General features: G+C 33.0%; 9 protein-coding genes. All 9 read left to right on the top strand.

What is annotated here, in order from left to right; all coding sequences use genetic code 11:
* The first annotated feature begins 25 nt into the window (after positions 1-25).
* The 9 genes from P7J36_RS08050 (at position 26) to P7J36_RS08010 (ending at position 14,694) form a co-directional block, all read left to right on the top strand.
* On the top strand, positions 26-1,306 hold the full coding sequence (locus P7J36_RS08050) for a hypothetical protein (RefSeq protein ID WP_408551827.1): 1,281 nt from the start codon (positions 26-28) through the stop codon (positions 1,304-1,306).
* 13 nt (positions 1,307-1,319) lie between these two features.
* On the top strand, positions 1,320-3,197 hold the full coding sequence (locus P7J36_RS08045) for an AAA family ATPase (protein WP_408551826.1): 1,878 nt from the start codon (positions 1,320-1,322) through the stop codon (positions 3,195-3,197).
* Positions 3,197-3,787: a hypothetical protein gene (locus P7J36_RS08040; RefSeq protein WP_222381558.1), complete on the top strand. Its 591-nt coding sequence runs from the start codon at positions 3,197-3,199 to the stop codon at positions 3,785-3,787. The genes P7J36_RS08045 and P7J36_RS08040 overlap by 1 nt, the downstream gene beginning before the upstream one ends.
* Entirely contained in the window at positions 3,780-4,844 is a 1,065-nt protein-coding gene (locus tag P7J36_RS08035) for a hypothetical protein (protein ID WP_408551825.1), read from the top strand. The genes P7J36_RS08040 and P7J36_RS08035 overlap by 8 nt, the downstream gene beginning before the upstream one ends.
* 15 nt (positions 4,845-4,859) lie before the next feature.
* Positions 4,860-6,092: a DNA cytosine methyltransferase gene (locus tag P7J36_RS08030; RefSeq protein ID WP_222381555.1), complete on the top strand. Its 1,233-nt coding sequence runs from the start codon at positions 4,860-4,862 to the stop codon at positions 6,090-6,092.
* A gap of 66 nt (positions 6,093-6,158) precedes the next feature.
* Entirely contained in the window at positions 6,159-7,733 is a 1,575-nt protein-coding gene (locus P7J36_RS08025) for a hypothetical protein (protein ID WP_408551824.1), read from the top strand.
* A gap of 54 nt (positions 7,734-7,787) precedes the next feature.
* A complete protein-coding gene (locus P7J36_RS08020) occupies positions 7,788-10,487 on the top strand; it encodes a TOTE conflict system archaeo-eukaryotic primase domain-containing protein (RefSeq protein ID WP_408551823.1) in 2,700 nt (899 codons plus the stop codon).
* 155 nt (positions 10,488-10,642) lie between these two features.
* Positions 10,643-12,748, top strand: coding sequence for an ATP-dependent nuclease (locus P7J36_RS08015; RefSeq protein ID WP_398582583.1), 2,106 nt, complete (start codon positions 10,643-10,645; stop codon positions 12,746-12,748).
* Positions 12,715-14,694, top strand: a complete 1,980-nt coding sequence (locus tag P7J36_RS08010; protein ID WP_408551822.1) for a UvrD-helicase domain-containing protein — start codon at positions 12,715-12,717, stop codon at positions 14,692-14,694. Before P7J36_RS08015 ends, P7J36_RS08010 begins: the two co-directional genes overlap by 34 nt.
* The last annotated feature ends 153 nt before the right edge of the window (positions 14,695-14,847 follow it).

Genomic DNA, 14,847 nt, shown 5'->3' with positions numbered 1-14,847 from the left:
AGTCAATTAAATAAAAGGATAAAAGATGTATAAATATACAGACTATTTAGAGCAATATGATAGAATAATGCAATTTAATAAAAACAAAGAAGTTAGTGTACATCGATGGTATCCTTTTGTTGAGGGATACTCAAAAGAATTTATCAATTCTGTAGTCGATGAACAAGGATACGATGTCAAGTTATGCCTAGAGCCTTTTTCAGGTAGTGGAACCACTGCTCTAGAATTATCTAGAAGAAGCGTTAGTTGTATATCTTTTGAAGTCAATCCGTTTATGTTTGTTCTATCTAAAGCTAAATTGAAAGTGAATCAATATAAAATTAGAACAATTAGAAATCATGTCTCTGTAATGACAGATTTTTTAGCAAATTTAGATGATAGTGAAATTGATTTAAAAAGTGAATTTCCTACTTTAGTTGAAAGTCAAGATAAGAAAAAATGGAATCTTGATAAAGAGGTTTTTATTGCCCTTGAAAAATTGAAATTGGCGATAGACTCATTGAATACAAAGCTTTATAAAGAACTATATATAATTTGTCTATCCAAAATCTTACTGGATTATAGTAATTTATACAGAAATGGGAAATGTCTATCTTATAAAAAAAATTGGCAAGAGAAGAGATATTCTCAAGAAGATGTTATCAATAGTTTTTTTAGATTTATCAAAGAGATTATCGTTGACGATATAAAAGAGCAACCAAGTAATACATTCTCAAACAATCCACTATTATACAGGGGCGATTCTAGAAAACTTATTTTTGAAAAAGTTGCGAATAATTCAGTAGATCTTATTATAACCTCTCCCCCATATTTGAACTCAAGAGATTATACAGATTCTTATATGCTGGAGTTAAAAGCCCTTGATTTTTTTAAAAACTATAATGATATTAAGGAGCTTAGGGCTCAGACGATTCGTTCGCATGTACAATTAAAGATAAGTAATCTAGACAATGTAAATAGTCCTCTTTTAAAAATCACCCTTGATAAACTTGAAGTTGCGAGTAAAACTATTTCATCTTGGAACGAAGAAATTTTAAATATGATTCTGGCTTACTTTGAGGATATGCAGATTATTTTTGAAGGCATGTATCAAAAATTGAAAAATAGTCGTAGGGTTTATTTTAATGTTTCTAATTCTGCCTATTTTGGAGTTTTAATCAATACATTGGAAATTTGTGCTGAAATAGCTGAAAACATAGGATTTAAAGTTATTGAAATCCGAAAGGCGAGGTATATCAACTCTAGTCCACAACAAAAAGAAAAAATCGGGAAATTACTTGAAGGAGTTTTAGTTCTAGAAAAATAGGAGGTACTTACAGATGGAAACATTTAATTTACCCGTTCTAAAAAAAATGATAATTAATAATTATGACTTGTATACTTGTCCGTTAGAACTCGAATTTTCAGAAACATTAAATTTAATTAGAGGAACTAACGGGACAGGAAAAAGTACATTGTTACATATAATTTTATATTCCATAATTGGTCCCTATACTTATGGTATTAAATTTAAAAATTATAAAAATCGTAAAAAAGCGAATCGTCCAATGCTCAAGGAGAATTTTTTTAGAGATAGAATGATTCAAAAGCAAGAAGATGCAGAAGTCATAGTTGAGTTTGATATTGCTGGAAAATTGTTTAAAGTTAAGCGTAGCCTTTATAATACTGAGTTACTAGAATTTTCGGTAGATAATGAAGTATACGATAAAAAAGACTATAAAACAATTACTTATCAACGTTATGAAAAGAAATACTCTGAAGAAGATAATGAGGAACTAAGTGAGATTGAAAGCTATTTGATAGGTGTTTATAATCAAAAAATAGCAGAAGCAACTAATGTTCCTGATGGTTTTAATACGTTAGTTGATATGTTTACGGACACCATTTTCTTCAGTGAAGATAGACATTATTCGTTTTGGAATTCGGATAAGCAACAAAAAATAATCGGTTCGTATATATTGAGTTCAGATGATTATATACGATATAGAGAAGCGGTTTCAGAAACTCAGTACAGACAAAGTAAATATAAACAACGTAGTGAGGCTTTGAATTATGCTAATAAATTTTTAAATGCTGAGCAGCAAGGTAATTCAGAAATCGAGAACATTCAAGAAACGAAGGAGGAATTGGAAAACAAACTAAGTCGACTTGATAGCGAGCAGAGAAGTATTAATATAAGCATTAGCAAAAATCAGACGAATCTGATTGGTTTGAAAAAAAAGTATGAGAAATTTTATGATGAGCAGAAGAGAGTAGAAGAAAAATACTATTCTATTTTATTTGAGCCTGATTATAAAAAAATATACAGTAAGTATATTAATGCAATGAAATCCAACAGATGTCCTTTTTGTAATAGTAAACATGAGTTTGAGTTGGACAGTCAAAATTGTATTCTGTGTGATGAGAAATTAAAATCCTTGGAAAAGGGAAATTTATCTGATTTAGATATTGAACGGAAGAAAATTTCTGATAGCATAAAGCAAATAAAATTAGAGATAGAAAAATTAAATAACCAAATTGAGACAGACGAAACGAGACTAAGAATTTTAAAAAGCCAGTTGATTGAAACACAACAAAAATTTAATAAAATAAATTTAGTCTCTAAAGATTACTTGGGGGAAGACAAAAATAGATTAGCTATTTTAGAAAACCAAAAAGAAGACGCGCTAATGGAGTTGAAGAGTGCTCAACAAAAAGAACGGGAGTTGAAAATAATTATTGAGCAGTCTCTGTCTGAGAAATTTGTTGATTTTTCTGATCAGTTTATAAAATTCGCAAAAGGTTTTTTTGGTTCTAATCGTGAGATAGAATTGAGGCTACCCAAAAAATCTATGGAAGATTATGAAGAGGGATTGATCCAACTTATTTTGGATGATGTCCTAAGAGATGATAAGATGACTCTATCGGAATCACAGCGGATATTTGTTGATTTATCTTATCGTTTTTCTATATTATGTCATTTCCATAAAAATTCTTTATTTTTATGTGAGACTCCCGATAGTTCTCTTGATTTATATCATGAGAAAAATGCTGTTGCCACTCTTAAATATTACATAAATAAAGGTAATTCCCTTTTTATCACTTCAAATGAGCGATCAAGTTATCTTATTGATGGACTGATGGATGAGTATGGAGATGTTGTTAATATAATTGATTTAACGAAACTTTCAAGATATAGAATTAAGGAGACAGTATAGTGAGTGATTCATTTCGTGAAACAATTTTATTATTCGTTTTTTCTATTAGCCAAATTAGAAAGAAAATAAATATAAATACCTTACAAAGATATTTGTATTTATACTATATAACAGGGCAATTTTTACAGGAAGAGGTGAAAAGTGAAGTTACTGTATATACAGATAGACACTTTGGGATTAAAATTTCAGGCTTTTCAGAGGAAATCGATCGATTAGTAGCTACAGATTTTTTATCAAGAGAAACTACTACTGTATGCCCAAATGCTAAATTAGTGAACTGGGGAAACTCATTGTCGCCAGATGGTTTATCTGCTGAAAAATTAAAAGAGATTCAATCCTTTGTAAATTTATTGACTTCGTATGACGATGATACTGTTTTTTCATTACTTTTTGAAGAACCAAGTGTTAAAAGTGCTAAGAATAGAAACATAGAAGTTTCGGTCTCCAATAGCGAATTATCAGAACTATTAAATACATTTTATGATAGTATAACAGAACAGACTATTGAAAAGTATGATGTTTTAAGTCATTGGTTAAATTTCATTATACAGCATATCCAAAATGATAAGCGAGGTGAAACTGTTGATTGACATCAATAATAGTTTTTTAAATAGCAAGTCAACTATTTTACCAAATGAAGCTGAGTTTACGATTCTTACGAGTCTATATTTTGATGAGCAACTACAGAAAAAGTCTTTTATATTAGTAATTGATAAATTAGACGGCTTACTATCATTAAAAAATCAAATACATAAAGAAATATCTTCAAATTTTTCCAATGATTCTTTAAATATCTTTTCTCTTAAGAGTCAAAAGATAACTAACGAAAAAACTCCGTTGATTGTTGATAGTAACAGTTCTCATCTTAAGAACCAAGCTCTAGAAAAGAGTAATGAAGATTGTGCAGGAGTTTATTGTCAAACTAATAATGGAGTAGAATATTTTATAAATGGGAATACTGATCCAAATTTTCAATATTTCTTTGAAGAAAAAAAGAAATCCCATGAAGAAAATTTAAATAAATATGATCTATGTAACTTACCGATGGTGTTCCAAAAATATCAAGCCTTACGAAAAATTGAGAAACCGGATGTTTTTTTGAAAGAAGGTACTGATAAAATTAATAGTTCATTATCTGAGCAGGATTTTCGAAATGATTTATGGGAATTTCTTAGAGAACATATGAAAGGTGTTGTCACAAAGGAAGAGAATACTTACTCTAAGGATGATGAAGAGTCTGTGGATTTGGCAATTAGAAATAAAGATAACCAGATGACCATCATAGAGGTAAAGTTTATTATTCAAAGAAAATATTTTGATATTGATTCTAAAGATGGGTATTCACATTATCGATTTGGAGACGGATATTTACAATTAAATAAATATTGCGATCATCTTGAAGCTGACGAGCAAGAAATTTATCAAACGTATCTTTACATGTTTTATGCTCATGATAATCCAGAAAAAATTAAAGAGAAATGTAATGAATATTACGAAAAAGTTAGTAAAGGAGAATATAAGGATAGCAAGCAGATTTATAAGAAATTTCCTAATTTTTGTAATGGCTTCAGAAACTCTTATCGGGGGACATTTTTAGATAATCTTTTAGAAAGGTTTGACTATCTAATTGTTAATGGATCTAATTAGAAAGCAGGTGCTTACATGACAAATTCTGTAAGTTCACGCCAGCAGGGGAAGTTTGCTATTGCAGCGTTCTTCTCAGGTGTTGGTGGAATTGAGTTGGGCTTTGAGCAGACCAACGAGTTCAGAGTGGTGTATGCCAACGAGTTTGATAAGTATGCCAGACAGACTTATCAGTTGAATTACCCAGATACTTATCTGGACGGGCGTGATATTCACGCAGTATTGCCAGAGGAAATTCCTTCGGAAACAGTCGATGTGATTGTCGGAGGTTTTCCTTGTCAGGCCTTTAGTATTGCAGGCTACCGCAAGGGCTTTGAAGATGACCGAGGCGACCTTTTCTTTGAGTTGCTTCGGATGATTGAAGCCAAGAAACCCAAGGCGATTTTTGTCGAGAATGTGAAGAACATGGTTTCTCATGACCACGGGAACACTTTCAAGGTTATCCGTGAAGCCTTGACCGAGAACAACTACTTTATCAAGTGGAAGGTGTTGAACGGCAAGGACTACGGGAACATCCCGCAGAACCGCGAGCGGATCTACATTGTTGGCTTTGATAACAAGGAAGCCTACGATAAATTTAAATTTCCAGAGGAAATTAAGCTGACCACTGGGCTTCAAGATGTTATTGATTTTGGGGCAAAACCAGAGGAGAATTACTATTATCGCCAAGGAAAGCAACCCTTCTTTGAAGAGTTGAAGCACGCTGTGACCAGTCAAGATACGGTTTACCAATGGCGACGCCAATATGTCAGGGAAAACAAAAATGGTGTTGTACCAACTTTAACAGCAAATATGGGAACAGGTGGACATAATGTTCCCCTCATTTTGACAGATACTGGAGAAATTCGCAAGCTGACTCCGAAAGAAACCTTTAACGTTCAAGGTTATCCCAAGACCTTTAAAATTCCAGAAGGTGTATCCAACGGCCAGCTCTATAAACAGGCTGGAAACAGCGTTGTTGTACCAGTTATCAAGCGGATTGCAGATAAAATTGCTGAAGCAATGAAAACTACCAAAGGTATATCACAGTTGGAGCGAACAGGAAATGTTGCGATTATCTATACCAAGATGAATGGTCAGTTTGAAGGACAGTCCTATGTGAAAGATTTTGTTGAGAACTATGACGAAGCAATAGCTAAGTTAGATGGGTACAATGACGGTTTAGGAATTTTGTCAGATGAAGACTATTTACGCTTGGTCAAAAAAGGCGGACACTTGGAATTTTATAGTATTGCCGTTACGAATAATTAAATAGAGGGCTAGTAGAAACTAGTCTTCTTTTGCTATACTATAATTAAGAACAAAGAGGTACAGTCTATGTGGGAAAAGTTAAAATCAGAGCATAAAGAAAAGTATCGGACACTGATTACGAATTTTGCAAGTCTTAGTGAGGCATTTTCTCAAAAATCAGAAACAGCTGAGGAAGATGATACATTTCAATATGTCGCACCAATTATTAATTCAAAGTTTCAAGAAGCGGTTTTTCAACGGGCATTTCATGCAGTTGGCGAGGATATTGCAAATACTTCTTTTGATGCATCTGTTGTAGTTGACAATCACCATAAGTATTTAGTTGGAATAAAGTCATTTGGCATTCAATCAGGGGATCAAAAAGTCGCCCAATTTAAAAAAGATTCACAAGGATGGACAGAAACGCTACAAAAGATTAAGTTTAATGCGATGATTGCTCCTGATAAAGCAACTGCCGATAAAGATAATCAGGAACTTTACTTGAAATTGGCGAGGGAGATTTCCCAACTTCGTAACCAGCGGATTGAATCCTCGAAAGCACAAATTCGTGGTTTTGCATCGGATTCAACGGTGGAGTCTGTTTACCATGTATTAATGCCGACGGCAAAGGGAGCCAAACCACAAATTTTTGTAGGAGAAACCAGTTATCTCCCGATTGATGTGGAGAATTTACGAATCAAGGGTGCAACAAGTCTAAAAACTCCGACAAATTTTGCTTTTACAGACGGTAGACATGATTACAAATACACCGCGGCAGATAGCCAGCTTCACATGACCTTCCATAATAAAGAGATAGTGGTGGATACCTGGGATGTGGACTATGTGGAAGATCCTTTCTATATTTTTGAAAATCTACATACCTTATCCGCAGACGAGAAAGAAGAGCAAATTCTCGATACAGTTTCATGGGTTATCACAGATAAAGACGGTCAGGTGGAAGAAAATTCAGGTTTTAACGCCTTCAACGGCGGGGCCAAACTAGCTACTAAAGACCGCTTACCACGTATTCAGAAAATCCAAGAGGAATTTGCTAGTCAACTCACTTCTGAAGAGTTGGCGTTTGTGACCTATTCCTTGGAAGAAATTTTATTGAAAAAGTGGTCCACTAAAGAAGAAAAAGCTGAGATGAAGAAAATTCGCTCGGACTTGATGAATTATGCTAATGAATCGGGAGTTGAAAAGCTATCTGAAAAACTGGAGAAATTGGTTTACCGTCCTGTTAGTGAAGTTTACATTCCACTCCCGGATTCTAAAAAGTTTCATGATGCTCGACCAGACTTTTTCGGTCACAATGTTGGGACATTTGATGAAACTGGCAAGAAATTAGCACTGGCAAAAGAAGAACGAACATTCACACTTCGTTTTTTATCATCAGGAGATGCCATCCAAGCCTATATCAACCAAGAATCAGGTAAGGCTATTCAGTCGGTTGACAAACAAGATATTCTTGGAGAGTGGTTGTTAAGAGGTGTTTTTCAACTAGCTGAGCGTGAGGTACTGACAGGGAAAAAATTAGAATCTCTGGAAATAAACGGTATTCGATTAACCAAATTCAAAAATGGTGAAATCGGTATCGAATTTATCTGGATTGATACGGAAAATCCACCAGCAGATGCGATTGGCTGGGTTAGTAGAAAATAGTATTAAAATATTATTTTGGTTGATAGTCTCGTTAGGCAATTTGGAGGAAATCCCATGTCCTATTATTACGAAAAATCAACGGGTAAGGTTGCAAAGCATCTTGCTCGTTTTCCCTATTATGCTACCGATAAGATTCTGAATTTATTGCAATTTCAAGATAGTAATCAGCAGTTTCTGATAAGCGATAAGCATTTACACGATTACTTTGAGGAACAAAAACATCAACTGAGTACAGATGAAAAACTCTCCATTCTACTCAGCCTATTTAAGGGGCGTTTGGATGTCTATGCGAAGTCCTATATTGATGAAAATGGGAAAATCAATTATTTTCCTTCTTACAATTATGGCTGGAAAAGTCTTCCTGTTGAAAAGAGAACTTGTCAACCCTTGACCAAACAGGTGTTATTGGCTCACCTACGTGGCGAAATGAGTATTGGCATTTTTCCAATGAGTCTATCAGACACGTGTTCTTTTTTGGTGATTGATTTTGATAAAAAGAATTGGAGAGAAGAGGTATCCATTCTACGAGATACCGCAGAAAAATATGGTTTTGAGGGTCATATTGAAATCTCTCGTTCGGGCAATGGTGCTCACCTCTGGTTTTTCTTCGAGGAAGAAATTGCTTGTCAGCAGGCAAGAAATGTTGGAAAAAGACTGCTGGAATTGGCTATGCAGGAGTCAAAAGATATTCGCTTTTCTTCATTTGACCGTATGTTTCCAAATCAAGATATTCTGCCCAAGGGAGGATTTGGCAATCTTATCGCACTGCCCTTACAAGGGGAAGCTTTCAAGAAGGGAAGAACCGTTTTTGTTGATAGGCATTTTCAGCCCTTTTCTGAACAATGGACTTATCTTCAACAGGTTCAAAAGATTGGACAGAAGAAAATACTAGACTTCTTAGGGCAGGAGTTTTCGGATTCTGTAGATGATACAGTGTTAGATTGTAGCCTATCAAACGTTATTCGAGTTGAGAAGAGGACAATTTCTTCGAAGACAAATTACTTATTGAGAAAGCTGGCATCTTTTCCTAACCCTGAATTTTATCTAAAACAAGCGACCAGACAGCCAACCTATCAGACTCCAGAACGCATTTATTTATTTGAAGAAACGGATGAAGCCTTGCATCTTCCAAGAGGAATATTGGCTAGGTTACAGGAATTATTTGAAACAGTAACTGTTAGGGACAATCGCAACAGTTTATCTCCGATTCAGATTTCTTTCAAAGGGATCTTACGTTTTGAGCAGGAGCTTGCTTTGGCAGATTTATTAGCTAGTGAGAATGGCTTGCTATGTGCTGAAACAGGTTTTGGGAAGACAGTTCTGGGGGCAGCCTTGATCGCACAAAGGAAATGTCGAACGCTTATCTTAGTTCACAATCGTCAACTGATGGAGCAGTGGTTGGAAAGGTTGGGTGAATTTTTAGAAATTGAAGAGGAAGAAGCGGTTCGCTATACTCCTTCAGGGCGTATAAAAGTAATAGGGCATATTGGGCAATATGGTGCTTCTAAAAAATGGAGGACTAAACTGGTGGATGTAGTCATGATTCAATCTCTCTTTCAATTGGACACTATTTCCGACTTTTTGTCGGACTACGATATGATGATTGTGGATGAGTGCCATCATGTGACAGCCTTGCAGTTTGAAAAGGTAGTTGCTCAATTTGCTGGTCAATATCTATATGGCCTAACAGCAACGCCAGAGCGTAAAAATGGACATCAACCGATTGTCTTTCAACGGATTGGCCCAATTTTACATACTGCTCAATCAGGCCAATACAATTTTAAAAAGCAGTTACTACTCCGTCTAACATCCTTTGGGAAATTGGACTTGGAACAGTCGAATAGTACGAACTTTTCAGCCCTTAATGATTGGCTTGCCAAAGATTTACATCGCAATACGTTGATTGTGCAAGATATTTTCAAACTATATCAAGAAAAACGAAACATCCTTGTCTTAGTTAATCGACGGGAACATATAGAACTATTGGAAAATCTACTTATTGAAAAAGAAATGACCAATATATTTTGTCTGAGTGGAGCGAGTAAAAGACGAGATACGAAAGATCTTCTGAAAAGAATCAGTGAGCTAGATGAGAATAGTCCCTTTGTCCTCATTTCAACAGGAAAATATATTGGCGAGGGTTTTGATATGCCAAAGTTGGATACATTAATCTTGGCAGCTCCTTTGTCATGGAAAAATAATCTTATACAGTATGCAGGGCGGCTTCACCGTCCCTATCAAGACAAAACTGAGGTGAGAATCGTTGACTATCTAGATATACACGTTCCCTATCTTGAAAGAATGTACCAGAAACGTCAGATAGCCTATCGAAAAATGGCCTATCAGGTTGGAGAGAAAGAACCAACCCAAGTATTATTCAGTGGTAGGGACTACGAGGAGAAATTTAGAGAGGATTTGCGGAATACACGCTCAACAGTCTATTTACAATTGCATTCGTTCACTTCTAGTAAGATTCAGGAACTATTGGGACTGATCCGAGGAAAACAAGTCGTTATTCATATTTCCAAAAGCCATAAGTTAAGCGAGTGGTTAACGGGGTTAAACAGTGACAATGTAAAGGTGAAGCTTGTACCAGAAAGGATTGGTACGACCGCAGTTATCTTAGATAGTAATCTCGTTTGGTATGGCAATTTATCCCCTTTTACATATCATTCGGATGACCAAGCTAGTTTACTGAGGTTGGAAAGTCAAGCTATCGCTGAGGAGTTGCTTGAAAAATTTAATGAAGAATAAAAATTTCGAGATTGATGACAATAAATATGATGTGATAGTAGGACGGATTGAAGAAATGAAAAAACTGGTTAAGTAGGTAGAATATGATAAATGCCCAGCCTAAAATGGCTGGGTTTTGTGGTATAATGTATTTATATATTTATGGAGGAAACAGCATGAGAATTGATGAAATTTATATTGATGGGTACCGAAAATTTAATAAGGGGACTATTAATTTAGAACATGGAAATTTTGCTATCTTAGCAGGTGCGAATAATAGTGGAAAAACATCTTTGATACAGTTATTAGATTTTGTGTTTAATAATTCATCTAGACGCTCACTAACTTTTAATGATTTCTCTATAGAATTAAAGGCTTTTCTGAATAAAAAAATTAAAGAATTGAATCTTTCCTCGGAGTTTGATGAAGATAAATTTATGAATTTTATAGAGTGTATTGATAAAAAAATAAAAATAAAACTTCAAATGAAATTATCTTATGATGTAGGAGAACCTATTGGTTTATTTGCAAACTATTTAATGGATTTAGAAGATAATATGTATAATTTTTATTTTGAATACAACTATGGGCTTAATACTTCAAAAATACGGAAAGAGTTTATTGAACAAGGTATCAAATCATCTGAAATGCTTCAAGATATTATTGAACGGAATACCGAAAGTATTTATTTTTATACTGACAAAGATTTTAATAATAAGAAGAATATTGAGTATAAAGAATTTAAAAAGTTATTTCATTTTGAATACATATCTGCGGATAGAGAACTAGATGATGAAAACCTTAAAAATAAAAAGATAACTACGTCAATTCTCTCATCAGCTGATTCTACATGGGATAATAAATTTAATGACTTAAAAAATAAAATTGCTGATAACTTGGATGACTCTAAAATTGATTTGAGTGTTCAAGAAGAAACACAAAAAGTTTTATCAGCTTTAAAAGATAGTCTAGATATTGTATCAAAAAATGAAATTGAAGCTTTAGAAGCAAAATTTAATTTTAATGAAAAGAATTTATTGAACCTTATTAAAGATAGTTTGTTAATTAGCTATTCACATAATTCAGCTGATTTTATATTCAGTCTAACTGAAGAATCTCAAGGACTTGGAGTTAGCAATTTAATTTATATCAGTCTTCAAATCGATAAATTTAGCAGGGCTATCCAAGAAAATCCACATAATAGTGTTAATCTTTTTGTCATAGAAGAACCTGAAGCACATATGCATATTCAGATGCAAAAAGTGCTAGTTAGCTATATTGAAACTATTTTTAGTAAAACGAATAATGTTCAGGGAATTATTACAACTCACTCCACTGAAATTGTGAAAAATGTAGATGTTCATAATATAAAAGTAATTCGCCCAGAACATAACTTTATGAATCGTATAGTTGATTTGCATCGGTTTATTGATGAGAATGGGGATAAAGAGTTTTATGAAACATTTTTCAAACTAAATTTTGCAGATTTAATTTTTTCAGATGCTGTTATCTTCTACGAGGGAGATGCAGAACGAATGTACTTTGAGAATTTGATTAATAGGAAACAGTTGAAGTATGCTAATTTGGCTCGTCAGTATATCAGTTATTGTCAATGTGGAGGAGCATATGCCCATAAATATTTTCCACTCTTGAATGAACTAGGAATGAAGGCATGTATTTTCACTGATATTGATTATGATAAAGAACGGGAAGATATAACTGAAATAGAACAAGATAAATCTACTAATGCAACACTAAATTCATTATTATCTGATGCTACAGGGGACATAGGTAGCATATATCGACAGCAGAAACAAATTAGAAGAAATAGTATCGAAATTTTTACACAAACCTCTAAAGATGGGTTTGCGAGGACTTTAGAAGAAGCTATTTTTTATAAATTAATCATTCCAAAATCAAATTACTCTGAAGTAAATATGAGGAAATACAGAGGAAAGTTAATCTCAGGATGGAGTAATGTTAAAAGAGTTAGAAGAATTATAAAATCAAAAAAATACAACATTTCAATGAAGAATAAATATAGAGGTGTATTTGTTAGACATAGTAGGAATTTTTGGGAAGAATTAAAGGACGAAACAAACTTTAAATTCTCAATTTCAAACAAGAAAGCATTCATCAGTATCCGAGATATTGTGAAGAGTTTAAATAAAACAAATTTCATGTATTCTATTATTATGAACAACAAAGCAATCGAAGTATTACCGAACTATATTGAGGAGGGGTTATTATGGCTCGACAAGAAAGTAACTTCTACAGAGTGAATGCTCCAGCGGGTAGTGGGAAAACTTATTTTATAAGTAAGACGATTAATGATATTTTAGGTAAAAATCCATTTGCCAACATTTTATGTATTACCTATACGAATAGGGCTTCAGAGGTAATGCGAGAGCGGATTATTTCACCAAATGTTGAAATATCAACTATTCATAGTTTTTTAAACAATTTTTTAAAGCCATTCTTTAGAAATGAAAAAGTTTTAAATTACTATTTTGAGTTTTATAAAAAAGAAATTAAAACCATTCTTGACTCAAAGCCAGAATTACTTGAAAGGTATAAAGAAAGATTTGACATAAATGGTGATGTTTCTGAAGAAAGAATCAAAGAAAATTTAAAGGAAATCTATTACAATGAACGTCAAAACTCGTTCGTTTTAACTGGTGGGCTGTCACACGATGATTTATTGAATTTTTCGTTCAAGCTAATAGAAAGATTTCCTAAGATTGGTTTTAAGTTACGTGAGATGTATAGCTATATTTTTATTGATGAGGTTCAAGATACCAGTGCGGATATTCTGAGATTCTTTTATAATTCTACTAAGAACAGTTCGACAAAAGTATATTTTCTCGGGGATAAGATGCAAGAGATTTACAATAAGTACGACGGTTCATTCGAGAGGGAATATGCGGAATTTGACGATTCTATTTCTAAAACATTTACTAAAAATTATCGTTCCTCCAAAGAGATAGTTGACTTGTTAAATAATCTGTACATATCTTCTAATAAAGCGGAACAGACTTCTGCTAGAGGTAAAAGAGGTAAGCAACCTCAGGTGGTCTTTACTGAAAATATTGAAGAATACTTGTCTGATAATAGCGAGGATTATAAGGAGTTTTACAAATTAAGAACAGTTAATAAGAAAAGATTTGAAAATATCAATAATAGTGGAAAATCAGCTATTGAAATCTACGAAAAGTATCAGGAATTATATCCTAATTATGGCCGTATAAGTGTAATGGATGTTTTGACTAACAGTAACTATGATGAAAATCCTGATGAATTAATGTCTTTTTTAAACTTGTTATTTCAAGTATTGAATGAATATAATAATAAAAATTATGGTGAAGTAATTCGAATATTAAAGAGTGTTAGAAAAAGCTTACCTTATGGTAAATTGATATCAGTATTTGATGGAAATTTATTGAAAATAGAATTTCATAAGGATAAGGTAAGGCTGAAAGAGAAAATGGATTCCTTCGTTACATTGTTAGAATCTACTCAATCATTGGGAGTTATAATTCAAGAATTGGCGGATAAAAAAATTATCAGCAGTGACTTTTATAATTTTATATTCTTATATGAAAAAAATGGTGAATTTTTATATACAGATTTATTCTGTTACTCAATCGAATTATTTAAATTGATTAATGAATATAATAGAAATCCTATGGTTTCAACTCAGCATGGGGTTAAAGGAGAGGGACATAAAAAGATATTATTTGTGGCAGAAAATTCAAGTAATCCCGGTATCAAAATATACGAATTTCTAAACCTCTTCACAAGTTTTTATAAGCAGGGTATTGAATTTAATTTTGATGATTTTCAAGAGTTTTATTATAATTTCAATCGTGATATTGTACTACTAGAAGAAAAAATAGGGAAAAAAATGAGTGAAATTAAAGCAAGTGACAGAGACAGTCACTTTGATGAATTTAAAACTATATATGATAAATATTTTGATAATATATATTTTAAGTTTATATGCTTAAAAACAGAGTCGTTTGATTTTCAAGTTAGAACCTCGCTTGATAAGATGAGAATTATTTTTAATAATAAATTAGTCAGATCAACTTTAACAGCCTATAAACTTTTTTATGTTGGGTGTTCTCGAGCAGAAGAAGAATTGGTTGTATTGATTGATAGTAATAATATTGAAAATATGGAGGAGTTTAAAAACTGTTTTAAACATCTAGGATTTGATTATGATTGACATACATTACAATTGGATTGTAATAATATAAGGAGTTGCAACTTGCCAGAATAAATCGTAACCGCCCAATAACAAAGTATCTATCTAATCACTCCCTCCTCCTGTATACTGATATAAAAAACAAAACTGGAGGATTTATTATGTCACACCCCA

The sequence above is a fragment of the Streptococcus suis genome (assembly GCF_046032115.1).
GTDB lineage: Bacteria > Bacillota > Bacilli > Lactobacillales > Streptococcaceae > Streptococcus > Streptococcus suis_AJ.
This window is presented reverse-complemented; position numbering and strand designations above follow the sequence as displayed.

What these genes read in the sequence shown, in the direction of transcription:
- P7J36_RS08050 (WP_408551827.1), top strand. Translation starts at nt 26, where the DNA reads ATGTATAAATATACAGACTATTTAGAGCAATATGATAGAATAATGCAA.
- P7J36_RS08045 (WP_408551826.1), top strand. Translation starts at nt 1,320, where the DNA reads ATGGAAACATTTAATTTACCCGTTCTAAAAAAAATGATAATTAATAAT.
- P7J36_RS08030 (WP_222381555.1), top strand. Translation starts at nt 4,860, where the DNA reads ATGACAAATTCTGTAAGTTCACGCCAGCAGGGGAAGTTTGCTATTGCA.
- P7J36_RS08025 (WP_408551824.1), top strand. Translation starts at nt 6,159, where the DNA reads ATGTGGGAAAAGTTAAAATCAGAGCATAAAGAAAAGTATCGGACACTG.
- P7J36_RS08020 (WP_408551823.1), top strand. Translation starts at nt 7,788, where the DNA reads ATGTCCTATTATTACGAAAAATCAACGGGTAAGGTTGCAAAGCATCTT.
- P7J36_RS08015 (WP_398582583.1), top strand. Translation starts at nt 10,643, where the DNA reads ATGAGAATTGATGAAATTTATATTGATGGGTACCGAAAATTTAATAAG.
- P7J36_RS08010 (WP_408551822.1), top strand. Translation starts at nt 12,715, where the DNA reads ATGGCTCGACAAGAAAGTAACTTCTACAGAGTGAATGCTCCAGCGGGT.